Annotated in this window: 25 protein-coding genes, 1 tRNA gene and 1 pseudogene; 19 read left to right on the top strand and 8 right to left on the bottom strand. The window is 39.5% G+C overall.

What is annotated here, in order from left to right; all coding sequences use genetic code 11:
• Positions 1–29 precede the first annotated feature (29 nt).
• From CRI9333_RS08470 to CRI9333_RS08435, 8 genes are all read left to right on the top strand, one after another.
• Positions 30–2,003: a hypothetical protein gene (locus tag CRI9333_RS08470; protein ID WP_015202750.1), complete on the top strand. Its 1,974-nt coding sequence runs from the start codon at positions 30–32 to the stop codon at positions 2,001–2,003.
• A gap of 3 nt (positions 2,004–2,006) precedes the next feature.
• Positions 2,007–2,819 (top strand): hypothetical protein, encoded by an 813-nt coding sequence (locus tag CRI9333_RS08465; protein ID WP_015202749.1) that lies wholly within the window; start codon positions 2,007–2,009, stop codon positions 2,817–2,819.
• A 120-nt stretch (positions 2,820–2,939) separates the two neighbouring features.
• Positions 2,940–3,284, top strand: coding sequence for a hypothetical protein (locus CRI9333_RS08460; protein ID WP_015202748.1), 345 nt, complete (start codon positions 2,940–2,942; stop codon positions 3,282–3,284).
• A gap of 46 nt (positions 3,285–3,330) precedes the next feature.
• Positions 3,331–3,687, top strand: coding sequence for a hypothetical protein (locus CRI9333_RS08455; protein ID WP_015202747.1), 357 nt, complete (start codon positions 3,331–3,333; stop codon positions 3,685–3,687).
• Positions 3,687–4,022, top strand: coding sequence for a hypothetical protein (locus CRI9333_RS08450; protein ID WP_015202746.1), 336 nt, complete (start codon positions 3,687–3,689; stop codon positions 4,020–4,022). Before CRI9333_RS08455 ends, CRI9333_RS08450 begins: the two co-directional genes overlap by 1 nt.
• On the top strand, positions 4,019–4,783 hold the full coding sequence (locus tag CRI9333_RS08445; protein ID WP_015202745.1) for a hypothetical protein: 765 nt from the start codon (positions 4,019–4,021) through the stop codon (positions 4,781–4,783). The genes CRI9333_RS08450 and CRI9333_RS08445 overlap by 4 nt, the downstream gene beginning before the upstream one ends.
• 71 nt (positions 4,784–4,854) lie before the next feature.
• Positions 4,855–5,022: a hypothetical protein gene (locus CRI9333_RS08440; protein ID WP_157462296.1), complete on the top strand. Its 168-nt coding sequence runs from the start codon at positions 4,855–4,857 to the stop codon at positions 5,020–5,022.
• 11 nt (positions 5,023–5,033) lie between these two features.
• On the top strand, positions 5,034–6,002 hold the full coding sequence (locus CRI9333_RS08435) for a hypothetical protein (protein ID WP_015202743.1): 969 nt from the start codon (positions 5,034–5,036) through the stop codon (positions 6,000–6,002).
• Positions 6,003–6,112: 110 nt separating this feature from the next.
• On the opposite strand, the gene CRI9333_RS24830 is transcribed toward CRI9333_RS08435, so the two are convergent.
• Genes CRI9333_RS24830 through CRI9333_RS08415 form a run of 4 tightly spaced genes read right to left on the bottom strand, consistent with a single transcriptional unit; the run spans position 6,113 to position 9,584 of the window.
• Positions 6,113–8,380: an AAA family ATPase gene (locus CRI9333_RS24830; RefSeq protein WP_015202742.1), complete on the bottom strand. Its 2,268-nt coding sequence runs from the start codon at positions 8,378–8,380 to the stop codon at positions 6,113–6,115.
• Complete coding sequence (locus tag CRI9333_RS08425) at positions 8,367–8,678, bottom strand: hypothetical protein (protein WP_015202741.1); 312 nt, start codon at positions 8,676–8,678, stop codon at positions 8,367–8,369. Before CRI9333_RS08425 ends, CRI9333_RS24830 begins: the two co-directional genes overlap by 14 nt.
• Positions 8,679–8,730: 52 nt before the next feature.
• Complete coding sequence (locus tag CRI9333_RS08420) at positions 8,731–9,249, bottom strand: hypothetical protein (RefSeq protein WP_015202740.1); 519 nt, start codon at positions 9,247–9,249, stop codon at positions 8,731–8,733.
• The gene (locus CRI9333_RS08415; RefSeq protein ID WP_015202739.1) at positions 9,246–9,584 is read right to left on the bottom strand and encodes a hypothetical protein; all 339 of its coding nucleotides are present in this window, start codon (positions 9,582–9,584) and stop codon (positions 9,246–9,248) included. The genes CRI9333_RS08420 and CRI9333_RS08415 overlap by 4 nt, the downstream gene beginning before the upstream one ends.
• A gap of 539 nt (positions 9,585–10,123) precedes the next feature.
• Here CRI9333_RS08415 and CRI9333_RS08410 point away from each other — a divergent pair.
• Positions 10,124–10,423, top strand: coding sequence for a hypothetical protein (locus tag CRI9333_RS08410; protein ID WP_015202738.1), 300 nt, complete (start codon positions 10,124–10,126; stop codon positions 10,421–10,423).
• Positions 10,424–10,605: 182 nt separating this feature from the next.
• On the opposite strand, the gene CRI9333_RS08405 is transcribed toward CRI9333_RS08410, so the two are convergent.
• Positions 10,606–11,112: a hypothetical protein gene (locus CRI9333_RS08405; RefSeq protein ID WP_015202737.1), complete on the bottom strand. Its 507-nt coding sequence runs from the start codon at positions 11,110–11,112 to the stop codon at positions 10,606–10,608.
• Positions 11,113–11,237: 125 nt separating this feature from the next.
• Here CRI9333_RS08405 and CRI9333_RS08400 point away from each other — a divergent pair, with 125 nt between their 5' ends.
• From CRI9333_RS08400 to CRI9333_RS08395, 4 genes are read left to right on the top strand one after another with little or no spacing between them, the layout of a single operon-like run.
• The gene (locus CRI9333_RS08400) at positions 11,238–11,462 is read left to right on the top strand and encodes a hypothetical protein (RefSeq protein WP_015202736.1); all 225 of its coding nucleotides are present in this window, start codon (positions 11,238–11,240) and stop codon (positions 11,460–11,462) included.
• Positions 11,459–11,611 carry a hypothetical protein gene (locus CRI9333_RS26655; protein WP_015202735.1) on the top strand — a complete coding sequence of 51 codons (153 nt, stop codon included), beginning with the start codon at positions 11,459–11,461 and terminating at the stop codon, positions 11,609–11,611. Before CRI9333_RS08400 ends, CRI9333_RS26655 begins: the two co-directional genes overlap by 4 nt.
• On the top strand, positions 11,583–11,756 hold the full coding sequence (locus CRI9333_RS26650) for a hypothetical protein (protein ID WP_198013631.1): 174 nt from the start codon (positions 11,583–11,585) through the stop codon (positions 11,754–11,756). Before CRI9333_RS26655 ends, CRI9333_RS26650 begins: the two co-directional genes overlap by 29 nt.
• The gene (locus CRI9333_RS08395; protein ID WP_051035357.1) at positions 11,743–12,510 is read left to right on the top strand and encodes an Arm DNA-binding domain-containing protein; all 768 of its coding nucleotides are present in this window, start codon (positions 11,743–11,745) and stop codon (positions 12,508–12,510) included. The genes CRI9333_RS26650 and CRI9333_RS08395 overlap by 14 nt, the downstream gene beginning before the upstream one ends.
• A 164-nt stretch (positions 12,511–12,674) precedes the next feature.
• On the opposite strand, the pseudogene CRI9333_RS08390 reads toward CRI9333_RS08395, so the two are convergent.
• A pseudogene (locus tag CRI9333_RS08390) lies at positions 12,675–14,272 on the bottom strand (IS1634 family transposase).
• Positions 14,273–14,444: 172 nt separating this feature from the next.
• On the opposite strand from CRI9333_RS08390, the gene CRI9333_RS08385 reads away from it, so the two are divergent.
• Positions 14,445–14,837, top strand: a complete 393-nt coding sequence (locus tag CRI9333_RS08385) for a hypothetical protein (RefSeq protein ID WP_157462293.1) — start codon at positions 14,445–14,447, stop codon at positions 14,835–14,837.
• 135 nt (positions 14,838–14,972) lie between these two features.
• On the opposite strand, the gene CRI9333_RS08380 is transcribed toward CRI9333_RS08385, so the two are convergent.
• A tRNA-Phe gene (locus tag CRI9333_RS08380) sits at positions 14,973–15,045 on the bottom strand.
• A gap of 194 nt (positions 15,046–15,239) precedes the next feature.
• Between CRI9333_RS08380 and CRI9333_RS25620 the strand changes: the two genes are divergently transcribed.
• From CRI9333_RS25620 to CRI9333_RS08355, 5 genes are all read left to right on the top strand, one after another.
• Positions 15,240–15,404, top strand: coding sequence for a metallothionein (locus tag CRI9333_RS25620; RefSeq protein WP_015202733.1), 165 nt, complete (start codon positions 15,240–15,242; stop codon positions 15,402–15,404).
• A 108-nt stretch (positions 15,405–15,512) separates the two neighbouring features.
• Complete coding sequence (locus tag CRI9333_RS08370; RefSeq protein WP_015202732.1) at positions 15,513–15,923, top strand: ArsR/SmtB family transcription factor; 411 nt, start codon at positions 15,513–15,515, stop codon at positions 15,921–15,923.
• Between the two features lie 482 nt (positions 15,924–16,405).
• Complete coding sequence (locus CRI9333_RS08365) at positions 16,406–18,175, top strand: iron uptake porin (protein ID WP_015202731.1); 1,770 nt, start codon at positions 16,406–16,408, stop codon at positions 18,173–18,175.
• Positions 18,176–18,289: 114 nt separating this feature from the next.
• Entirely contained in the window at positions 18,290–22,303 is a 4,014-nt protein-coding gene (locus CRI9333_RS08360) for an MHYT domain-containing protein (protein ID WP_015202730.1), read from the top strand.
• Between the two features lie 4 nt (positions 22,304–22,307).
• Positions 22,308–24,143 carry a two-component system response regulator gene (locus CRI9333_RS08355; RefSeq protein ID WP_015202729.1) on the top strand — a complete coding sequence of 612 codons (1,836 nt, stop codon included), beginning with the start codon at positions 22,308–22,310 and terminating at the stop codon, positions 24,141–24,143.
• Positions 24,144–24,167: 24 nt separating this feature from the next.
• Here the strand turns inward: CRI9333_RS08355 and CRI9333_RS08350 are convergent, their stop codons facing one another.
• The gene (locus tag CRI9333_RS08350; protein ID WP_015202728.1) at positions 24,168–26,027 is read right to left on the bottom strand and encodes a peptidoglycan D,D-transpeptidase FtsI family protein; all 1,860 of its coding nucleotides are present in this window, start codon (positions 26,025–26,027) and stop codon (positions 24,168–24,170) included.
• Positions 26,028–26,091: the final 64 nt, after the last annotated feature.

Below are 26,091 nucleotides of genomic sequence, written 5' to 3'. Positions count from 1 at the left end.
GAAATACGACAGGCAACAATCCTGTTAGTGTGGGCAATTCGGGAGGTATTGGCAACGCTTCACCAGTAGGTAACACGCCTAGTAATTTACCAAGTACAACACCAACCGTTACACCTGGAAAACCAAACGGAACACCAGCACCAGCCGTCCCGCAAGTTGCTATTACTCCGCCCTTAAACCCTCCATTAAATCAGCCTTACCAAAATCCGCCAACAGCAACCCCACAGCCAAGCGCAGGGAATACACCACGAAATCAACCAGCACCAGGGAACCTACCAGGTACAGGGACAAGCAGTGGTACTGGTACTGGTACTGGTACTGGATCAGGGACAACACCAGCACTTAACAATAAACCAAGCTTTCAGCCGCCCAGTGGATTACCTGCAAGTGGTAGCACACCAATTGCAAACCCTACCCCGATTAATCAGCCAAGCTATACGCCACCATCGGGAACGCCTCAAACTGCTAGTAAGCCACCAAGTAACTTACCAAATAATGCACCGACACAACCGCAATACTTACCACCATCAGGAACACCAGCAAGCGGTAATGCGCCTGGTAGTACTCCTCAACCTACAACCCAACCGCAACACTTACCACCTACCGCTACGCCATCGGCAGGTAACACACCAAGTAATTCACTACAACCTACAACCCAACCGCAATACTTACCACCAACGGCTACACCTCAAGCGGTAGCACCAACGCCAAGTACAATACCAAGTACAACACCACAACCGCCAGCACATCAACCACCGCCAGCAACACCAACACCTACACCACAATTACAGCCACAACCGACTACACCACCTCAATCAACCCAACCGCAGTATTTACCACCTTCGGCAACGCCCACACCTGGAACGCCTGGAACAACTACAATCCCTGGATCAACAGGAACACCACCAGGATCAGGAACGGGAACAACTGGGGGAACTACTGGATCAGGTAGTGGAACTGGTACGGGAACGGGAACGGGTACAACCACACCACCCACGACTTCGTTGTTCCCTCCCTTCCCTGGTATTATTCCAGCCGTTAGACCAGCAGGAACACCAGCACCACTACCTCGAACAAGTATGCCACCAGCAAGGCCGCCCACACCTCCACCTAGCTCTCCTTGCAGCAGTGGATCGCCATGCCAACAAGCTATAAATAATCAGGTTATTCAGAACGGGCAGCAATTAGGACAATTAAATGCAGGGTTGAACGCTCTAGATTTAGCAGCTATTCAAGGATTAAATGGGAAAATTGATTTAGTGCTGGCTAGAATTAATAGTATGCAAACTTTAATGATTGATAAGTTTGCTAAGACTTGGAAGTTTTTACAACTTGATAGAGTTTTGAATTTGTTAATATTAGCTGCTACTTTCCATAATGCGGCAATGCTTAGTACTTCAGTGGCTCAAACTTTAGTTGAGGTAACAGCTAACGTATTAGCTGCTTTTGGCTTGAAAGATGCAGACGGAACGCCATATGATTTAGATAGCTTTTTCGGTAAAAAGTTAGAAGAAATCATTAAAAGTGTTTTAGGTGCTGATAATTACAATGGGTTAAAAGCTTCTTGGAAAAGAGCAAATAGAATTATTTCAGCAGTTGCTAACCTAGCATCATCAATACAAAGCATGACCAATAATGTTCTAGATGCACTAGAAGTTATTGGCGGATGGATCGCTAAAATGAGAAATGGAATGCAATCTGAAGGAGTAGTCAGCGATAATACCTGGGCATTTTTAAACACTAACCCCAGATTTAAAAATAAAATATTTCAACAGATGGAAAACTTAGAGAATATAGAAGAAGCTGCTGAAAGTGTAAATATAATAGCTTCTAATGTAATTGAATTTCAGGAGACATCGGCAACAATCAAAACACAAGCGGATACACTTAAAAAAGCTGTGACAGATGGAACAACGGCAGAGGAACAGGCAGAGGCAACAGCTAGGGCTGCAAGCGTTTCAGCAGATGTAAGCAATGTTGATTTAGTTAAAGCAGAGGTTTAATTGATGGCTCCTTCTAGACAATGGAATTTTCTTAAAACATGGCTAAGAAAAGTTTATAACAAAGAAGTTCACGAATATTTCAAAGACTTATCTCCACTAGATGATCCTGATATAAATAGCGGTAGAAGCGCCACTAAAGCAGCGTGTTTAATTGCTGCGGTAGATAGCCAGAACATGGCACTACTCAAGATGAATAATTTTTACTATGTAGTACAAAAGTCGCATTTAAAACCTGCTATTTTTGGTCAAACAATATCAAGCTATCAAGAAAGTACAGTACCTTACAAACCCCAGGTATTATTATATTTTAAACAAGATGGGGCAAGCGTACCTAACGATAAAGAACCAGTAACAGCCGAAATAAGCTTTAGATTAGTAAAAGAAACTCATAAAACTATTGAACCTATAGAGGCAAAAAGACTTGCTACTAAAATTAAAAATATATTTACTCTTGCTGACGGGTATAAATTTAGTAAAGGTAAAATTATCTGTACTTATAAAGATATTGAAAATGGTTATCAAATACGGTTGTATGTCCCAAGTGACACTGAAGCTGTAGAAGTCATTAAAAAAGTCTTGTCTATTCAAGACCATGCCTACAACGATGATTTTTTTACTTCCCATATACCCAAAAAAGATACTATTAACAATCCTGGAAAAGAAACAGTTTATGGCAGATTAGTCTCAAAGCGGAGATGGCGACCCACCGCTATAGTTAGATTTCAGTACGCAACACTAGATATTTACGGCTTAGATCAGCCCATTGTATTAGTTGATAGATCTGGTACTTATTGGGGTGCTTTAGAAAGGACTTAAGCCGCCTTTATTTTAAAAAATATTAATGCTGTGTCCACGCTGGAAACCTATGTGTTCCTAGCGATGTAAACACTCTAAAATCCTTGTTATGGTTGGGTTATACCGCTAAAGGCTTTAAATATGGCAGTTGCTAAAAAGTTACACAAAGTAGATATTGGGGGGGTTAATTTTTCCGTCCTGTTACCGGATAGATATGATGGTATTGCAACAGAAGTGGGCATTACAGAAGTACTTCCCGCCGATAACATTAAATCTCACAGTAAAATTTCTGATTTAATTAACAATGGTCAGGTAGCACGTATCAGAATCCGATACGGTGTTGCAGGTGTTGTCGCAGCTAAAACAGCAAATATTATTTGTGATATTGGTAAGTTTCAGACAGCGTTAGGTGATTTAGTAGGTAAGCCTTATAACGGTGGAACTATCAGGACTGCTTACATTCCTCAACGCAGACGATTAGGTTAAAACGCAAAAGTCGCTTGTTCACTTTATTTAATTTTAAGGAAATCAAATGGCAGCATTAACAAAACATCGAGTTACAGTAGGCGGAACAACAGCAGGGGGCGGAAGGATTTATCACTTTTTAGCTAGGAAACAAACTTTTTTGGGATTAGCATCTGAAACGGGTGTCGATGAGGCTCCCTTAGCTGATAGAGATGAACCAGTGTTTAAACTTAGTAATTTATTGCTAAAAGGAATTTTAGTGCGTGTAAATGCTTACTATACAGAAAGCGGTAAAAAACGAGTAGCCAAGCTTTTAGTGCGGACTGATTTATTAAAAGCTGCACTTGGCGACTTACCAGGGAAAAGCGTTAACGGTGGAGTAATCCAGTCTTGTAACGTTCCCACTAGATCAAGCGTTTTCTAATGACACGAATTGATCAGGGCAACTGGTCAGTAATACATGATCAGTTGCATTTTGTCCAACCTAATCAAGCTGTATCAGTAGTGCTAAACTTTCCTACTGATAAGCTAATTGTTACGCTTAATAATTTAACAGTTGCGGCTAATTGGATTAAAGCAGGTTCTGTTGAGCAAGAATGGAATAGATTATTGGTTCCTGTTCTTTTAATGCGAAAAACTTTATCATTGTCTACACCTACTCTAGTTTATCTAGAACCTGTTGCCACTTCAACGTTAAGGTTTAAAACCGTAAATTGGCTTACAGATATTGGGATAACAATAGAAGCTTTTACACCGTGAAATTTAATAAAAGTAAAACTGCTGCTTTTTTTGTGGGTAGCTTAATTGGGATTTTAATTCCTTTTCTACCCGTGATTATAAATGCTGAGAATAGCGAAAAAACGCCAGAGCAGAAAGAAGGGCGGCGCGACTATCTTGCTATTGGGGTAAATGCTGGAACTATCATAACTTGCGCCTTGGGGATTGCGGGTACAATTTGGACGGTTTCTAAAAAAAACACAGAAGCAGAATTTAAGGTTAAACAAGACTTAAGCGAAAAGTTAAATGGACTTGAAAAAGCGTTAGACGAGAAAGTCAAAAAAATTACTGATATATCTTTTGCTAAAAACGAGGAGAATTTACAAAGAGATTTAAACACTAAGTCCCAAGCGGCAACATCTGTAGCTGAACTGAAAATGCTATTTTTAACAACTACAAACAACACAGAATTAGCAATAGCAGAGCTTAGAAGGGATTTAGAAAAATCTATTTCTGTTAATTTTGGCGAAATTGTAAAAGTACATAACAACTTAAACTCGTCAATTTTTGAAATAGAAGCACACATGGAAACACAAGATAAAATCCATAAAGAAATGAGCGATAAACTAACTCTGACTAATGAATTAGCGGAACAGAGGCACATCAATGGAAAAGGGGAAATGCAACTTTTATTAAGAGCTTTTCATTATCGTCTAGCTGATATTGAGAAAACTTTAGAAACAAAGCATGGATTTTCACCACGTAGAGATCCCATAAATTATGACATTGAAAGCTTAGGATAATGTATAGCAAAATTATTTTAAGCGTTCAGATTATTATTACATTTTCAGTTTTAAGTTTTTGCGGATCCCAATTGTTAAAGGATAAGTTAGACCCTAACGATAAAGGATTATATCTAGCTTTTGCAGGTAACATTATTGGTATTTGGATGTCTACCCCTGGAACTAACCGCCCTCAAAGTGTAGGGCAACTAAACATTGATTCTAAGATTGAAAGCCAAATTGACGGAAATAAACAATAAGGAGAATAAAAATGTCATCACTAGATTTTAATAATTTAAAAATTTCGATTTACGCAGGGATAAACGATATTCCCAGAGAGCCTACCGCACAACTAGAGGGGAATGGAAGCCACCTAATAGCTAAGTTAAATGGTTTAATAGATCGGATCGTTGTAGAGCTTAATGGGTATGCTACAGCACAACAGTTTGCAGAAATTAGCGATAGTGTTACGGCATTAAACGGGTTAATAGGACAAATAAACAATCAATTTAGTGGGTATGCTACAGCAGAACAATTAGCAACGATCAATGACAGCGTTGAGGTAATAGACAATTCAGTAAACCAAATTGCTGCTGAATCTAATGGATACGCTACAACAGAGCAATTAGCAACCGCTAACGCCAGGATTGCGGCACTAGAGATAGACGTTGCATCTTTGTTAGCAAATAGCAGTAGTAATAATAATTCTGAAATAAATCTTGCCTATAGCTTTAACGGTGATCAGAATGATGTTTTTTATCACTTAGCTACAAACGGGAAAAGCACCCCTTGGGATAATCCCCATGACTCAGGAAAAGTTACACTGTCTACAGCAAAGGCTTTTTACTTACAAAATACTTCTGTCGCCAACTTGGTAGACAGATCTACTTCTCAGGATATTTTAATAGGCTACAACCAAGGGTTTCCTACATTTATAAATGCTGATCTAAAAACCGTAAAGTTGAAGCTTAATTATTACTCTATTCAACTAGGCTGGGCGAACCAACAACCTAGAAATTGGAAGATAGAAGGGTCTAACAACAATGTTAATTGGGATGTACTGAGAACACACACCAATGATGCAACCTTAAACACCAAAGGCGATTGGGCATCTTATTCTATAACAACTGATACTTATTACCGATACTTTCGGCTGCATCAGTTTGGAGGGACTGCGGGGGGCTATGATGGTTTTACTATAGGAGAGTGGGCATTGTATGGGAGTTTGATAAATATTTAATTTAGTCCTTTATAGCTAAGTTGATTTCGTACATCTAGAAAGGAAAGTAAGTAATAGATAGAGTAGCTGATAGCAATCGCCATATCTCTACGAACCGGCAATCGCACTCCCTAGTCCAGCACCTCCACAGCTTCCAGGTTGTACTGCTCAAGCCCATTATCTGTTTCGACAGTCGCGTAATACTTCCCATTTTTTTCAGCCAAGTTTCTAATAGTTCCTACAACACTCCCTTTTTTACGGATAAATCCTTTGTGGTCTTCGTGCTTCAAAGCCTGAAGGGTTTTTCCTGGTTTTAGATATTTATATAGATATGGTGCAGCTAATCTGAGAAGATCCGCGTCGGTTAGGTCTGTGTAGTTGCCATAGTCCACTGCAACTTTAGTTGTTATGTAATCAGCATCTTTCTTGAATGTTCCCTTGTGATGCCGTCTCTCAACATTTTTTACGAATCCTAGTTTTTTACTGTGTAGGTCAATTACGCGATCACCTTTTTTGAGTGCTGGTGTCTCCTCATCTTCTGGATCAGGCGGATCAGGCGGATCAGACGGATCAGACGGATCAGACGGATCAGAGGTTTTTTGAGGTTGATCTGATACATTGATCGTATTTTGCTGATCCGGCTGATCCGGTGCTTCGTAACAGGGTTCTACCGCTTGTATATCAACGGTTTCGAGCGGATCAGAAAATTCTGATCCGCTCTGATCTGGCTGATCCGGCTGATCAAGGTTAAGCTGCCCTAAATAGTAAACGGCACGTTGCCGCGCTCCCTTGAAGGAGTTAATCAAACCTTGCCTTACTCCATCACCTAAAAGCCGCTTACAGGAATTGTCGTTGATACTTAAACGGTGCGATAATTCTTCCCTCTCAAAACCTACGCCCTGGTGAGTTTTCAGGAATTGTAATATTGATTTCAATGCTGGACTGACGGTTTCCTCAATGGTTTCTGACTCTCCACTACCAACAACTTGACCCTCCGCAATCCAGACGCTATCTTCTGTATCAAAATTCAAGCGATAAATTTTCTTGTCTTCTCTGAAGCGTGATTTTTCAATAGTGAGGTTTGCCGCCGTTTTATCAGAGGAGAGAACGCGCTCCATCTTCCAAACTTGATCGGCTGCGTTGTAAATAGCTGTAGTTCCCCTCATGTCACCTCCCTTGCCAGAATGGTGCAGGATGAGGAAGGCGCAGTTTTTCTTGTTGGCAATATGTCGTAATCTGGCTAGTGGTCTAGCAAACTCCTGATCGTTTTCTCTAAAAATTAAATTACTGGATACAGATGTCAAGCTGTCAATGATGACCAGATCATATTGATGTTCATCCAACTCTCGCTCCAGGACTGCATATTCTTCAACGTACCAATCATCTAAAATTCGTTGACGATCTTTCTCGGTAGACGATAACGCGAAAAATCCTTGACGGTCTAACAATAAATTTGTGACAGTCGGTCCTTGATCTGTTTGCACCCATAAAATTTTGACGGGTCGGCTGACTTCGTACTTACTCCAATCGGTTCCAGTGATTAATGATTTGGCTAGGGTATTGATTAAAGTTGTTTTACCAGTGCCGCCTAAGCTATGGATTACAGTTATTGATTTTTCAGGTATCCAGCCATCTAATAACCAATTTACAGATTTACCGCCGTGCATCTGCAAGTACTCATCAAGAGAGTATGACCGCTTTTTATTGGAGGCTTCCAGCCATCGAGCGTGCAAATCCAAAAATTCCTTTTCTGACTTTAAGCCCCATTTTTTCATGAGATTTTTAGTCTCAAGTTTTTTCATAAATGGACTTTCAAGTTTTTCTACTCGTTCAATATCTCTGGTTAATATTTCCAGTTCAATTTGAGACTGTGCTTTTTGATAAGAAATATTTGCCTTATCTCTCAGAGAGGTTAGCCTTAATGTTTCTTCCTCTACCTGAGCGAGTACATCCGTTAGTGGGGCATTGCTTTCATATCCTAAACTTTGAATCCTGTTGCCTAAGTGGATTAAATTTCGCTGAACGTAATGTTCAATAACTTTCACTGCTAGAGCGTCAACGTTGACGGCGCTAACAGTGCGTTCTACTAGTTGGACTAATTTATTTAATCCACCAACTGTTTCTAGTAATCCTGCTTCTTTCAACCATGCACTAACGTTTATTAAATCTTTGGGTTTGCCTTGGTTGTTAAGCTCTAGCGCTGCCTTATAAATGTGTTGATGTGCTGGGACATAAAAAGCTTCTGGTACGAGAATATCAGTCACTCGATCTATGGCTTCTGGATCGAGTAGTATTCCCCCTAGTATGCCTTCCTCTATCTCGACATTTTGGGGAGGTAGTAGCCTATTTGCTGCGACGAAATTTAATTCTTTCTCTGATAAATTCTTATATGCAAACATCATGCACCTCCCATACTCCTGATAGTTCAGGAAATTCTGTACCACTGTTGTAATAGATACAAATTTTGCTAATTTTAAGCTTTGCAAGTAGTGTGTAGCCTCTCCAGCTAGTTAAGCTGTCCAAGGCTTCTGCTACCTCAAATGATGGTGCTAAAATACACCAGCATTTATCTTTTGTTTCTTCGTTGGTGTATACCCCAAAATGACAAGAACTTAAAAAGCTTTTGAGAATGTCGCTGACTTGACCGCCTATAAAATCTTTAATTACAATCTGAAAATCATCTGTTTTAAGTTTCATTTTCCCTCCTGAGTTAAGAGCAATCTAGTATTGGGTTAGATTGCTCTGCTATTTACTGTCTACCGTGTAGGAGCATATCTTCGTAGGCGGCTAACCTTTCTGGGTCTATGTCTGGTTCGTCTGACTCGTTGTCAGGTTCGTCATTAAAAGGGATGTCGTCTAAGACTTCTCCTCCCTTTTCTGTATTCTCTGTGTCGGTTTCTCCTAGTAGTTTTTCGGTCATAAGGTACAAAGAGGGATTGTGAGGGAACTCGTCTACAATCTTTATTCCGTGATGTTCTAAAAACGCGGTAGTCTTTTCCCATTGTTGGCGTAGTCTTTTGAAGGCTGTATTCGCACTACGAATCTTCCGCATATATGTCTCAATATCGTCAGACAGCCGATTCTTTTTGGTTTCTAATCTTTGGACTTCTTTATGTTGATGGGCGTATGCGTCTGCTTGATGCCGTAATGCCGAAAGAACTTCATCAACATTCTCACCTTCGTTAACTTCAGCTTCTAGATAAACTTTGCAGTTTTCATAATTGCCGATATTTCGGGTTGTGCCATAACCAATGGTTGTGATTTTCATAATGTTTTCAGATGGTTGTAGTTAAATGTTTTCCTGTTTCTTTGATTCTTGGTAAATAGTCCTTCTTTGATTGTTCGTGCTGTCCTTTTAGCGGTAGTTTGCTGGAGTTTCTGACGGGCTTTTATGCTGGAATTTATACGAGCTTTAGCGGCACGAAGCGCAGGTTCTTCTGACAAAAACGGTTCAATAGTTCTACTGCGACAGCCAAGATTTTCTTCTACCTCCTGCCAGTAAGGTATGAATCCGGCTCCGTCAGGGTTGGGCTTTACCCAGATGTAATGGTTTTTGTAAATCAGATCTGTGTGTGGCAATGTTTCCTCCATATATAGGGACATTTTTTCTTCCGGTTCCTCTGTGAGGGATAAAAAGCATTAACAGTGCGACGAGAATTAGGTTTTTCATAGGCGATCGCATTTTGGTTATTAGTGGTCAGCGATTAGTTATCTGGTAGGCTACGACGCTACGACTTACGCGCTATCAACAGATAATTTTTAGGAAGTGCGATCGCACACGGCAAAAATGCGATCGCTAATTGGAAGAAGCTTAGAAAACAGATGAGAGTTAATTGGCTATAGGTATCTCCTAGTAGTACAAATGTGCTTCTGGAGTTGATTCCAGATTGGCGATCCGGTTAGTTGTTTGTTTCGTTAGGAGTAGATGTTTTTGTCAAAGGGTGCTGCGGTCGCGACGACTTATGCACCTATTTTTTCGACTCTGAGAAACTAAGAGATGAGGACAATTTAAAAAACTGTCGGTAGCCAACTTTTCCTTGGCATGGCTATCTAGGTTTTGTTTACCCTCCTATGTTCCATTTTGGCACTTTAAATTTAATGTGTCAAGTTGAAGTGCTAAAACTCGTCTCTAATATGGTACTATGAAAAGAAGAAAGAGTTTAGAGGAGACTGATTCATTCTTGGAAATACTAAGGATTGAATTCACTGATTACACCCAAGACGAATTCATCTTTCGCTGCGGATTTTCAAGGTCTACCTATTACCGCTTAATGAAGTCTGAGCCAGTAGAAATAAAGCTTTCTCTGGAGCAAATAGGGGCGATTTGCAGGTTATGTAAGATTCCTTTGAGAACTTTGTTTGAGCGATTGGGAATTGATCTAACAGGTATCCCTATCGACAAAGAGAATGAAGCTAATAGAGAAGCTTTGTCAGCTAAATAGGTTTCAACTTTTTGGGGCAGTACCAGTTATACGCAATGCACCTGCTAGTAATACTGCCCTTTTCCTAACGAACCAACCCACTAACCAGGGAGGCACAACTATCACGTTATCAAATTAAAGGAAAAGGTATCTCGTACGCTGAGATACCTTTCATGGATTAACAATAGAAGCCCAGTTTGTGTCTAGTTCTGACTTCCTCCTTGTTCTCTTAGGCGTTGCCGCTCCTGGGCTTCTGCTTCCTCTCTCTGCTCTGCTTCATCTTCACCTGCCTGCTGCTTGCTCTCCTTGTCTGTTTCTTTAAACATCTTGGCTATCTCGTAGCAGCTACCTCGCCCACGTTCAAACCCATCGGTCATAGACAAAATAGATTTTAGTGAATCTAAATTGTCTGTTTTGAAACCAGCAGACTGACTGCTTTTTGTCACTGAAAAAGCGAATGCTGCAATTTCCTTCCTGCTTTCGTCGCACTTTCCCTCTAACTGATCCAACACTTTTGTATAACGTTGGACATCTCTTGGGTCAGGCGGTCTTTGTTTGGTGTCAAGTACCGCTAGGCTCTCGTCAGGCGAAAAGCCTGAAGATTCTTCAGAAGTGGAACTAGCAGAGTTATTGGATTGCTTTTTATTATTGACAATCGCCAGGAGGATAGCGACTAAAACAATTGTAATAACAAGCCATTTGGCTTTCATGGATTGAATTTAGCAACAACTAATAACTTACCGCAGCTACGTTTTTCCTAGATGTAGGCGGTCGTGTGAGGAGTGCGATCGCCATTTTATTAACTGTCTAACACTGTCAAACAACTGTTGTACACATGAAAAAAGTACCAGGACAAATAGCAGCGCAATTTGAATTGCAAGTTGCTTCAGAAGTAGCTGGCAAACATCTTGCCGACTTAGTTACACACATTGTAAATCAGCATAAATGCACCAGAGTTCAGGCGACATGGGTAGTCGGATTCATTATTGAAAGCCTCCCCAAAGCTCTCCCACACTCGGCTACACAAGCTTATGTAAACGAGGTTAAAAAGATCAAATGATTTGCGATCGCTGTGAAGGTGTGGGAACTGTTGAAGAGTTTTATTCGGAAGATGCTGGCAGTTTCAATATTCCACTAACTGAAACCTGCCCTGACTGTTATGGCTCAGGAGAAACGTTTGATGAAACTGAATATGAATATGAAGAATAAGCGGATTATTGAAAAATGCCCTAGCTGCGATGGCACTGGCAAGGCAACTACTATGTATTCGCTATTCGATGATGCAGATTGCCAAGAGTGCGAGGGAGTAGGAGAAAGAGTAAGGTGGGTGGAAGCAACCGATGAGACAACCTAAAGGCAGTGTTACCGTCGAATCAGTGCAGGGTTGGTTACGGCTGCGGCTACCTCGTCATGTGTTCAATGGAGAGCAGAAACGCATTGCACTATCCCTCTCTGACACCAAAGAAAATCGAAAAGTAGCAGAAGCCCGCGCCAAGGAAATTGAATCAGATATTGTATTTGGAAGATTTGACCAAACGCTCATCAAATATAAACCTTATGCCCCTGACGCTATACCAGGACTTCCTCTGCTCAATGAACTTTGGAGTAAATATACAGAATTTAAAGCCAGAAGTTTGGCACACGCTACCATTACCAAAGACTTCAAGAAAACTGCTAACCACATCTCAGCGTTGCCGACCCAAGACTTAAATCACGCGAAAATTATCAAACGCCACTTAGTTAACTCACTCTCACCAGATGCGGCACGGCGTTGTTTGATCCAAATTCGCGCTTGCTGTGAATGGGCAGAAGAACAAGAGTTAATCCCACTCAACCCATTTATGAAGCTCCCCAAATTACAATCGGTTAAAAGTAAAGGCATTAATCCGTTCACAGAAGCAGAGATGCAGACGATCATCACTGCATTTGAAATCAACCGTTACTACAGATACTATGCTCCGTTTGTGAAGTTTCTATTTTTAACAGGTTGCAGAACATCGGAAGCGATCGCACTCACTTGGCGACAAATTAGCACCGACCTCAATACCATTACTTTTAGCCCACATTCCGCACTTCAACTTGTAACTTTTGAAATTACACAAAGCTAGAAGGATGAAGCAATCAGGTTAGCAATTATAAAAATGAAAAATACAAATTTTGGCAAAAAGAAAGTTAGAGCTTTTTCGTTTCCTAAAAAAGCTAACTGTAAAAGTTAAAATATTTAAGATTAATTGTCTCTCAATATTGATTGAGTGTTGTTCCAATTAAATACTTATGAACTAAAATAATATTTTTGACAATGAGCAGGGAGAAACTGCAAAAATAGCTGGCGTTCTTTAGTTAAATTAATAATTTGTTTAACGCCTTGAAGAACTAGAACATGAATACCTTGAAAACATTGAAATATCCATCTTAATGTAGGATTATTTGTTAATTTACCTAACTGATTTTTGACTTTTGTTTTTGAAGAGAGCAAACTTAAACGTAATTGTCTTTGCCCAATGCTATAAACTAAGAGACATAATCCCATCAGCATCATCATTGTCTCGACTCTTTCAGGATTTTTGACAAAGAGACTATCCGCGAAGAATAAAGGATCTTTGATAAATCTAAAACCTCGCTCACAGGATTGTTGTTGTTTATAGACACTCAGAATTTCGGATGTGCTTAACTGTTTGTCATCCAGACAGTTTGTAGCTAAAATAAATCTACCTGCTTGTTGCTTATAACTGACAATATAGTCAAAATTTTGAGTTAGTTCAGCCTGAATTTTGTAAATTGTTTTACCTAGTTTGTTACAGGCTTTAAGAATTTTAAATTTTTCAATTTGATAATATTTAAACTGTTGATTAAATTCTTGGTATTTTAATTTCGCTTCTCCAGTTTGACTAAATTCTACCTTGAGTAATTTAGCCACTTCTGTCGCTGCACTTTTTGCTTCTTGTTCAATCTGGCGGTTCAGCTTGTCTAAATCGGATTTTTTCTTTCAGCACTTTCTACGATTAACCATCTTTGCTCTATCCCTCCATAGCTAACTTTTTGCTCACAATAGCTATATCCTTCCTGTGAGCTTTTTTCTAATTGTGAACTGGTGACACTTTGAACTAAACTTTTAGCTAGCTTTAGAGAAAAAGGTACTCGGCTTATCCATTTCAAGTTGGCAATTAACTTTAAGTTATTTTGACTGTACAAGGCACTATCACATACCATAATACTTTCAAAATCTATTTGTTTTTTAAACTCCAATAAAATTTTGCCAAACACTGCTTTATCTGATTCATTGCCATCTCCTGCTCGAAAAAATAAAGGTACATCTCCATCACTACTTACTATTAAATCCATTACGCATTGTTTTAAATCTGGTCTATGGTCACGCGAGTATCCTTGAGTTATGTAAATCGGGTTCTCTTTAATTATTCCTTTTTCTTTTTTTGGATTATCGGCTTGATATTCTCCATGTAAATGTAGTGAAGTAGAATCTAAATGCGAATATTTAGTCGTTATTTGATATTTTTTAATGGTATCTAAAGCAATCAATAAGAATAGTTCACTTAATCCCACTCGATATAATTTATCCATTGTTCTGCCCAATTTATCATCATTTAAATCTTCTGCTTTGATTTCCTTCCCTAGTAAATGTTCTATAGCTTTATCTTCAAAAAACTGTGAAAATAGATATAAAGGTCTAGACACAAAACCAAGACCATTTAAAATAATTGCTTTAACTACCTGACCTGTACTTATTTTTTCCCTACTATCAACTCCCACTATTTTATTAATTTTTTCAACTAGCCCTAAGTCATCAACTATTCCGGCTACTATTCCCAAATGATCTATATTTTTAATTTCAATTTCTTCTTTTTGAAGCATCATTTTTTCAGTAGTTTTTTTGGATTTAGTTTTTATTCTGGCATTTAATCACCTTTGTGTTCCTTTTCTTAAGTATTTTTTACTATTTCTTTAAGTATTTATACTCAAAACGGTATAAGCATCTTTTGCTTTAATTATGTAATCCTATGTATTACAAAATGAAGTGCGGAATGTGGGTTTTAGCCAAGCGATCGTACTCAAAAAAACTAAAACTACCAAAACTGGCAAAACTAGAAAATTTCCCGTTAACGAGACTCTGAGAAAACTACTACTTGAAATCATGCCAAGTTGGATAGAAAATCCAGACGCGCTAGTTTTCCCGTCGCCAGAAGGCAAGGTGATCGACCCGCATAATTTTTTAGAGCGTGCCTGGAAAACCATCCTAGAACCACTACCGATTGTTTATCGCTCTCAGTACAACACTAGGCATACATTTATTACTCTGTGCCTAGAAAGATGCGTAACAGTTCAGCAGGTCGCTAACTGGGTAGGCAATAGCCCCAAGACAATTTACCAACATTACGCTGGAATTGCTTCTACAGCTAAAGTCCCAACTTTTACCTAAATACTCAATTCATACTCAAACACAGATTCTAATAAGCTTTTTACCCCAAATTTACCCCAATAGCTAAAAGCGCAGCGCAAAAAGCTTAAACCCCTGAAACCATTACGGAATCAGGGGTTTAAGATATTATTTTGATGCCTGGAGGCAGAATTGAACTGCCGACACGAGGATTTTCAGTCCTCTGCTCTACCAACTGAGCTATCCGGGCTTGTGTTTTTTATCCTTAACTAACTTAACAAATTTAACTGGTATTGGCAAGCTTTTTTGACTAATTTGCTAAATATATTCAGTCGCACCTATCAGAATGGTTACGGTGAGACGACTGTAGCAGATTAGATGAAAAAATACATGAATATCTGTTCAGATGTTATAGTAATAAAAAGAACTGATTAGGAAAAAATTATGACTACCGTAACCTCAATGAAATGCGCCTGCGATTCCTGCCTGTGCGTTGTTAACATTGGTGAAGCCATTGAAAAGGATGAAAAGTACTACTGTAGCCAACCCTGTGCTAATGGTCATGCCGATGGGGAAGGCTGCGGTCATAGTGGCTGTGGATGCAGCTAAGATGACACACCCTGCCCTCAACTGCGTAAGTTTGGGCAGGGTTGTTTGCTGCATTGAGCGAAGTTGTGGAAATTGTATTAGCTTAGTACTGTCAAGTTTAGAAATTAAATGTCGGCTAAACTTTCATCTGATGAATTTGTAACCCATTCCCCTCAGAAAGCAGAAAATCTCAATTGTCATCCGCCACATCCGATTGACCTTGATGAGTGCAAACCTCTCAAACAGCAGATTCTTAGCGTAGAAAAATCTCAGCGCATGGCAGAGTTTTTTAGTCTGTTAGGAGATCCTAATCGTCTGCGGATAGTTTCGGTGTTGGCGCTCAAGGAGCTTTGTGTCTGCGACTTAGCTGCGATGCTGGAGATGAGCGAGTCGGCTGTTTCCCACCAAATGCGGTGCTTGAAAGCTATGCGACTCGTGGGCTATAGGAAACAAGGGCGTAAAGTTTTTTATCGCTTGCAAGATGATCATGTCTTCCAGCTTTATATGTCTGTTGCAGAACATATAGACGAGAAGGACTAAATATAAAACTTAATTAAAAATACACAGCAAATTTTTATCTAAAAATACCTGTAATTCTTTCTTCAGAGAGGAGGCAGGTTTTTTGTTTATATTTAACTAATTTAATTCGTTTTGTTGCTTGGCTTTATGGGAATAGCGACGTATTTATATCACACAATCGCTAATTTAAAGCTTGTTTGGGCTTGAACTTTGTTCATATCCTGCTAAGGAAAATGCCCTCTCTGGGCATTGCTTTAATGCCAGGGACAGTCTCTAATTGAGTTTGTCGGCACAAAAAAATATTGATAAAACTACCTGTAGATCTTGCGTCAGAAAGGATGCAGGGTTTTCGTTCACCTTTAACTCCTTCCAGAGTTAATTCATGAAATACTTGACAAATTATTCAAATATTGAGTAATTTAGCGTAGCTTATTAAGAATGGATCTCATTCTTAATAAAACCAGCGAGTAAGTTCTAAAAAAGCTGATATTGGTGTGAGGAAAATGATTGTGTCTAAAATGTGGAATTTCCTGCTGGATAGCCCAGCTAGTTTGGGAATATTTCTGCTTGTTTCAGCAGCTAGTGTGATTCCTGTGGATAGCTTTGCTAATGCGGCTGAAATTACTTCTCAACCGACAACTAACAACCCAGGAACAGTTGTAGAGCAACCTAATCTTAAGGCTTCTACAGATATCTTGTCGCAAAATCTTCCTAACAATGCTGATGCTCCTACACTTCCCGTAACAAATGTTTCCGAGTTAAGCGATGTCCGACCGACAGACTGGGCTTATGAAGCTCTCAGGAACCTTGCAGAAAGATACAAATGTTTGCAGAGATACCCTGATGGTGCTTATCGTGGTAGCCGCGCACTGTCGCGCTATGAATTTGCTGCTGGTTTGAATGCTTGTTTTCAACAGCTAGAAAGCTTGATTGCTCGCCCTAATACAACAAATGGGATAAGCAACAATGACATTCAGGTAGTACAACGGCTAACTCAAGAGTTTAGAACTGAACTGACAACTTTAGGGACGCGCTTAGATAGCTTAGAAGGTCGTACTACATTTATAGAACAGCGTCAGTTTTCAACTACAACTAAGCTAAATGGAACAGTAATCTTTGGGCTTGCAGGTGTAGCAGCAGGAGAAAATGCTCTAGGGGAAAAAATAGACCAAGTACCTGTATTAGGAACTCGGACTCGTTTAGACTTTGATACTAGCTTTACGGGTAAAGACTTACTTAGAACAAGATTTCAGATAGCTAACCTACCCTCATTATCTGGAACAACTACATTTACACCTGAAGGCGATCTCAGATTTACGGCTGGAACTTTTGGCACCGAAAGTGATACTACTGCTGCCGTTGATGCCCTATTGTATAGTTTCCCTGTCGGTGAGAAAACAACTGTAATCATTGAAGCTAATGCTGGCGCGGCTGATGACTTTACTGATACTGTCAACCCTGGCTTTGATGGTGATGGCGATAGTGGCGCACTTTCTAACTTTGGTACTCGTAATCCAATTTATGCCTTAACTGGCGGTGCTGGTTTAGCGGTGAGGCACGTATTTAACGAGAATTTAGAATTGAGCTTAGGGTATTTAGCAACTGATCCAGCTAACTCGACATCAGGCGGTGGTTTGTTTAATGGACCATACGGGGCTATAGGACAGTTAACTATCAAGCCAAGAGAAAATTTAACTGTTGGCTTAACTTACCTGAATGCTTACAATAACGATCTAACTGCTGGTAGTAATCGTGCTAATTTGCGCTCTGCTTTATCGGATAATCCAGATGGTTTACGCTTAGATCAAAGTTTTTTAGACTTAATTCCAGACGGAAATTTGGCAACCTCTAGTAATGCTTATGGTGTACAGGCATCACTAAAACTTAGCCCTAAATTTATCTTAGGTGGGTGGGCTGGCTACACTACCACGCGCACTCTACCTTCTGCTGAACAAAGCGCGTCACTCGGAGGAGATTTAGGGATTTGGAATTATGCAGTTACTCTAGGCTTTCCTGATTTGGGTAAGGAGGGTAGCTTTGCAGGGATAATTGTAGGGATGGAGCCTAAACTTACTCGTGTTAGTGGCGCGATATCTACATTAGGATTAAGTAAAGATCCAGATACTTCACTGCATATTGAAGGATTTTACCAATATCAACTAACCGATAATATCGCAGTTACACCTGGGATTATCTGGCTGACTGCTCCCGATCACAATAATGCTAATCAGGATATTGTGATTGGCACAGTTAGAACTACGTTTAGTTTCTAGCAAATCCGCATTTTTGACAAACAGCCCAAGTTATATATCAAATTTTATAATGGTTTGGTGAGGAAAAATAAAAATGTGATTCGCTCATAGTAGTAAGTTTTTTCATAAATTAAAATGATTTCTGGCACTTACGAACCCCTTCTGGTAGGCTTCTCATTCATCATTGCTGTCATCGCTTCTTATACTGCACTAGACTTGGCAGGGCGAGTCACTCCTGTATCGTCATTACGATCGCGCATCCTCTGGATCGTGGGCGGTGCTGTAGCAATGGGAACAGGTATTTGGTCGATGCACTTCATCGCCATGCTAGCTTTCAAGCTCCCTGTGCTGGTGAACTATAACGTAACTATCACTTTGCTTTCGTGTTTTGATGCTATTGTCGCTTCTGGACTAGCACTGTTGTTATTCAGCCGCCCAAAACTTAATTTTATGGTGTTGTTTGGCGGTGGTTCTGTGATGGGATTAGGCATCGCCTCCATGCACTATTTAGGTATGGCAGGAATGCAAGTGCCAGGAACAACGACGAACTATAATTTATGGCGCGTAGCTTTGTCAGTGATAATTGCGATTGTCGCTTCCTCTACCGCCTTGTGGTTGGCGTTTCGCTTCCGCAATCCCGGCAAATCCGGTTTTAACTGGTTAAAACTCTGTAGTGCAGTGCTAATGGGATTGGCAATCAACGGGATGCACTACACCGGAATGTGGGCAACTTGCTTCATGCAAACACCACAATTTATCCTTACAACTACCAAACAAACAGACAATTCTTGGTTAGCAATTCAAATCGGTATTGCGACTGTTTTTATTCTTATCGGTACTTTAATTACCTCATTATTAGATCGTCGTCATTCCACTCACTTAGTACGACAAGAAGCATTAGAAGAAAGCGAAAAGCAATTTCGGTTGTTAATTAGAGAAATGCCTATTGGTGTATTTCTTTTAGAATCTGACGGCACAATTATTTTAAGTAACAAAGTTGCTAGCGAAATGTTGTTACTTACAGATATAGATTTAGAAGAAACGAATTTTTTTGCATTTCCTTGGCAGTTAGTAGACGAAAGTGGCATACTAATTGCCAAAGAGAAAGATCCTATTAGAGAAGCGATCGCTCAAAAACTACCAATACGCAACCGCACTATTGGAATTTTTCGTCATTCCGTACAAGACATAATGTGGCTGCTGTTAAATGTTGATCCGCACCTATCTGAAAATAACAATTTAGAGCGCATTGTTTGCACTTTCACTAATATCACAGAAGGCAAAAAAGCGCAAGAAGCATTACGGGAAAGTGAAGCGCGATTTGCTTTAGCTGTTGAGGGTGCAGATGTTGGCATTTGGGACTGGGAACTTCTGACAGGACAGGTTTATCTTTCCCCCCGTTGGAAAAGTATGTTGGGGTATAAAGATGAAGAACTGGCTAATACTCTAGATACTTGGAAAAACTCCATACATTCAGATGACTACGATCAAGTAATGTTAGTTTTAAATAACTACCTAGAAAATAAAAATTCTGTTTATGAAGTCGAGTTTCGTACCCGGCAAAAAGATGGCTCTTATAGATGGATATCAGCGCGGGGAGCCGCACTCCGCAGCCAACTTGGCGTACCTTATCGCATGAGTGGTTCTCATACAGATATTACCGAACGCAAACAATTAGAACAAGAATTAACTAAATCTAGACAGTTTTTAGATAGTATTATTGAAAATCTTCCTTTAGCCGTATATGTCAAAAATATCAACGATGATTTCCGTTTCGTAATTTGGAATAAAGCCTCTGAGGAAATATTTGGTATAAAAAAAGAAGAAAGCCTCGGTCGCAACATCCACGAGTTATTACCCACAGCACAAACAGACTCTTTACACTCCTATTCTTTACAGGTAGAAGCGAAACAAGCAGCCGTAGAAGTTACGGAAGAAATAATCGACAGCCGTTCGCGGGGGAAAATTTCTCTAAGGACTTTAAAAGTTCCCGTTATTGAGCAAGGTAAAATTTCTCACATATTGTGTATTTCTGAAGATATAACTGTCCGCAAGCATACACAAATAGCCTTACAAGAAAGTGCAGAACGAGAAATAGCTTTAGCTAAAGCTATTCAAAGAATGCGGCAGACGTTAGATCTTAAATCTATCTTTGCTGCCACGACTTCGGAATTGCGTCAAGTAATTAATTGCGATCGCGTTGCTGTCTATCGCTTTAATCCTGACTGGAGTGGAGAATTTGTCGCTGAGTCTGTAGCCAGTGGATGGGTTTCTTTATGTCGGGAAAAAGCTGATCATCCACAATTACCAAAAAATACGCTATTGAATGATCGCTGTACTGGTAAATACTTTAATATTGCGTCATTAGATACTGCCCATGCCACTTGTTCCGTAGTAGAAGATACTTATCTCCAACTAATTCAAGGCGACGTTTATGAGCAAAATGCCACTTACCGAGTTGTAGAGGATATATATAAAAGTGGGTTTAAAGATTGTTACATCAACCTTCTAGAACAATTTCAAGCCAGAGCCTATATTATTGTCCCGATTTTTACTCGCAATAAACTTTGGGGATTGCTAGCAACTTATCAAAATTCTGCTCCCCGCCAATGGAAAAAGGCAGAAATCAATATTGTTGAGCAAATTGGCAATCAGTTGGGAGTTGCTTTGCAGCAAGCAGAATTACTTGAGCAAACTCAAAAACAATCAGTCGCCCTCCAACAAGCATTATTATCTGCCGACTCAGCTAACAGAGCTAAATCAGAATTTTTGGCAAACATGAGCCACGAACTGAGAACGCCTCTTAATGCCATCCTTGGTTTTACCCAAGTTATGAATCGAGACAATTCCCTATCTCAAGAAAATCAGGAACACATCGACATTATCAATCGGGCTGGCGAACACTTATTAGCACTAATTAATGACATTTTAGAAATGTCTAAAATTGAAGCAGGCAGAACCACACTCAATCAACAGAGCTTTGATTTAATAGAGTTACTGAACGGCTTACACAAAATGATGCAATTAAGAGCAGAATCTAAAGGATTACAATTGCTCTTTAAATATGCTTCAGATTTACCTCGTTACGTGCAAACTGATGAGGGGAAATTGCGCCAAGTTTTACTCAATTTGCTAGGAAATGCCATCAAGTTTACTCAAGCAGGTAGCGTAACATTGCGTGTAAAAATGTTACATACCGCCTCTATAGATGGCAGTCAGTGTTTAATTGGCTTTGAAGTTGAAGATACTGGTTTCGGGATTGTTGCAGAAGAAATCAACTTACTTTTTGAACCTTTCAGACAAACCGAAACCGGGCGTAAATCTCAACAAGGTACAGGTTTAGGTTTAGCCATTAGCCAGAAATATGTGCAATTAATGGGAGGAGATATTCGAGTTACCAGCCAGTTAGGTTCAGGTAGTTTGTTTAGTTTTGATATTCAAATTAATGAAGCTGACGCTAGCAAAATTGAAATCTCACAAACAAAACGTAAAGTACTCTCCTTAGCACCCAATCAACCCGAATATCGCATTTTAGTTGTTGACGATGTGAAAGATAGCCGCCTATTGTTAGCTAAATTATTAACAGCCCTCGGTTTTAGTGTTCGTCAAGCTGAAAACGGACAAGAAGCAGTTAATTGCTGGGAAAGCTGGCAACCACAGCTAATTTTTATGGATATGCGAATGCCGATAATGGATGGGTTTACTGCCACTCAAAAAATTAAAGCTACACCTCAAGGTCAAGCAACTAAAATATTAGCTTTAACTGCTAGTGCTTTTGAAGAAAATCGCCAACTTATCTTAGCCTGCGGTTGCGATGATTTTGTCTCTAAACCATTCCGCGAAGCAACTCTATTTGATAAAATCAGTGAACATTTAAAAGTCCATTATATTTATGCTCAAGAAAAAGAGGATACACAGTCTCTCTCAGGGCAACACCAAGACGTATCACCAACAGATATTCGTTTGCTTTTATTAAAAATGTCTACTGAATGGCAGATACAATTAAATCATGCCGCAGCACAAGGTAGTGATGACAGAATTTTAGAGTTAATTGAGCAAATTACCCCTGAATATCAACCTTTAGCTGAAGCTCTAAAAGACCTTGCATATAATTTTCAATTTAAAAAAATCATGCAATTGACAGAATAATACAATGAGCCAAGCTGAATTTAATTTTACTCGAAAAGATATTCTAATCGTTGACGATACTCCAGATAACATACGTTTTTTAGCGACGATTCTTACCAAAGAAGGCTATAACGTCCGCAAAGCTTTAGATGGGCAAATGGCACTCACCGCTTGTGAGAATTTATTGCCAGATTTAATTTTGCTGGATATTATGATGCCAGGTATGGACGGCTATGAAGTTTGTAAACAGTTAAAGAATAATGAGCAAACAAGCAACATACCCGTCATTTTTTTGAGTGCTATAGATGATGTTTTAGATAAAGTTAAAGCTTTCGAGTTTGGGGGAGTTGATTACATCACTAAGCCATTTCAGGGTGCAGAAATTTTAGTTCGGGTTAAAAATCACCTAACATTAAAAGCAGCGGAAATAAAAATTCTTAACTTAAACATAGAATTGGAGCAAAGAGTTAAAGAGCGCACTTTGCAATTAGAATTAGCTAATCAAGAACTTAATCGAGAGCTTTTGGAACGGGAGAAACTTCAAAAGCAACTATTGTATAGATCTTTGCATGATCCACTCACTAAATTAGCTAACCGAACTTTATTTATGGAAAGGCTAGAGGAGGCAATTAAACTAACGAAAGAAGCCTCTGAGTATCAGTTTGCAGTATTATTTTTAGATTGCGATCGCTTTAAAATCATTAATGATTCTTTAGGTCATCTGGTAGGAGATGAATTATTAATAGCCATTGCCAAAAAAATGCAAGTATTGATGAATAAAAATGATGTTTTAGCTCGCTTAGGAGGAGATGAATTTGCTATATTTTTAGATGATTTTACAGATGATAGTTATCCTCAATTGATAGCTGATAAAATTTCACAAGAACTTGTTACCCCTTTTCAACTATCTAGGGCTGAGGTATTTACTACGGCTAGTATTGGCATCGCTTTAGGCAATAGTAATTATAATACTCCACAAGAAGTTCTGCGAGATGCCGATACAGCAATGTATCATGCTAAATCAAAAGGCAGGAATAGATATTGCGTATTTACTCCAGTAATGCATCAGCAAGCTTTAAAAATATTACAATTAGAAAACGATTTAAAAAGAGCAATTGAACGCCAAGAATTTATTGTTTATTATCAACCAATAGTTTGTCTATGTACAGGAAAAATTAGTGGATTTGAAGCCCTTGTGCGTTGGCAGCATCCTACAATGGGGATGGTTTCCCCTGGAGATTTTATTCCCGTAGCAGAAGAGGCAGGGTTGATTAGTCTTATAGACACTTGGGTCTTGCAAACTGCTTGCAGTCAAGTACATAATTGGCAGAAGCAAAAACTCATTAGTGAAGATATTACAGTTAGCGTTAATCTTTCAGTTCGCTTATTTTCTAATCCCAGTTTGCTGACAATAATAAACGAAACTTTGCAAAGCACTCAAATTAGTCCGCAAAACTTAAAATTAGAGATTACTGAAAGTGCCATCATGGAAAATAGCGAATTAGCAGCAATTATTCTCCAAGAGCTTCGCGAATGCGGAATAGACTTATCTATTGACGATTTTGGTACGGGATATTCTTCTTTAGGCTATTTACATAGATTCCCAGTAAATATATTAAAAATAGATAGATCTTTTGTCAATAGTATAGAACAAGACGGCAAAAAAACAGACTTGATTTCAACTGTAATTAGCCTTGCTCATAAAATTGAAATGAAGGTAATCGCTGAAGGAATAGAAACTCCAGAACAGTTAGAAATACTACGTAATTTAGGATGTGATTTTGGTCAGGGTTATTTATTCTCTAAACCTTTAGCCTCCAACTTTATTTTAGATTTGCTTGCGTCTGCACCCCAATGGTAAAAGGCAATCTTTTGTGTTAAAGAGTTAATCCTGGGGTTGCTGTGGCTGGCTCAGTGGTATCTGTTGTTGACTTGGCATGGTTTGCTGTTCTTGACTCGGCGGTATCTCTTCAATGCTAATAATCGCTTCCATTACCGATTTCACAATTGGAGCAGCTACAATTGAACCAAAAACATTACCTTCAGGATTATCGACTACAGCTAAAACTACATAGCGTTGGGCAGAGTCTACTGGCAATATACCTACAAAGCTGGTAATTTTAGCACTGCTATCATATCCCCCACTAGCACTAGCTTTCTGAGCAGTTCCGGTTTTACCACCAATCCGATATCCAGGGATTTGTGCTGGTTTTCCAGTTCCATTGCTCACAACCTTTTCCATCATTTCTAGCACTGTATCGCTAGTCTGAGGAGAGAAAACAGGTCGCGGTGGTGGTAAGTTTGGTTGCAAGTACATTTGACCTTGAGAATCAAATAGCCCTCGGACAACATGAGGTGTAACAATTTTACCGCCATTAGCCAAAGAAGCGTGCAAAGTTACCAGTTGAATTGGTGTTAGAGAAAAGCCTTGCCCAAAGGATGTAGTTGCGGGTTCAATTGGGGAAGACATAAACTGCTGTTTGGTTTTCATCTGCCCTGGTGATTCAAATGGCAGGTCAATACCAACCTTATTCCCTAGTCCTAGCTTTTGCAGCCAACTATAGTAAACATCTGGCTTTAACTGTTGCATCATTTGCACCATGCCAATGTTGCTGGAATATTGCAAAATTTGTGTGATATTTACTGAACCATAAGATTTATTCTGAGCGTTTTTAATTGGCCAACCAGCTATGGTAATATGACCTGAATCATTAAATGTAGTTTCAGGTGTAACAGCACCTGATTCTAGTGCGATCGCTACATTTATTGGCTTAAATGTTGAACCAGGCTCATATAAATCAGCCAGTGCCCAGTTTTTAAACAATCCCAGATCAAATTTAGAGTACTCATTAGGGTTGTAAGTTGGCTCTGACACCATCGCCAGCAATGAACCATCCTGAGCATTCATCACTATCACAGCACCGCGCTTGGCTTTAAACTTCTTAATCTTTTCCTTAAGAGCCGAGCGAGCCGCCCTTTGTAGGCGATTGTCAATAGTGAGTTTTAATTGTAAATCATCATAATGTAAAAATCCTTCTGGCATATAGTCAGGCATCATTTCTCCGTTACCAGAGCGACTGATCCGAACTGAGTGAACAGCACGTTCTAGTAATTTAAATTGACTATATTCCACTCCAGCTTGTCCCCGGTGGTTACTATCGACGTACCCCACAACATCTGCTGCTAACTCCTGCTGTGGATACAACCGTGAGTATTGTCCAATTAACTCCAAGCCATCATTATTGAGTCGAGAAATATGATTTGCTAAATCTTCTCTTAGTGACTGAGCTATCCGAACGCCACTGTTTTTCTGATTAAACTTTTTCAGTAGTTCATCTTCAGGGACATTGATAATTTTAGATAACTGATTAGCAACTTCCTGTTTAGAGACTTTAAATAGCTTTGGATGAGCATACAGTGTATAGCTAGGCTGATCAGTGGCTAAATAGTTGCCATTGCGATCGACAACTGAACGTCGGGGGACAAACGGACGCAGTGACACCATCTGCTGCTGTCGTGCCTTTTTCAATAGCACAGGTGAGGTAACAATTTGCAGCCTATATAAATTGAACCCCAATCCTAGAGTGGCAAATATCAATACCGCCCAAACCAGCAATAATCTCACAGGGGAAAGCAAAAAAACTGATTTTATAGACCCACCCGTAGTCTTTCGCTCTTCCCGCAATTCTTCAACCTTGCGCCCGGATTTACTTCGGTTACGCTTCCAGCGTTCAGAGGAGGCCATAATCAAGCTCCACAAATGATTGATAACTTTTATTTATAACTAAATGGTATTTGCTAACAGAAGA

This window comes from Crinalium epipsammum PCC 9333 (assembly GCF_000317495.1).
GTDB lineage: Bacteria > Cyanobacteriota > Cyanobacteriia > Cyanobacteriales > PCC-9333 > Crinalium > Crinalium epipsammum.
This window is presented reverse-complemented; position numbering and strand designations above follow the sequence as displayed.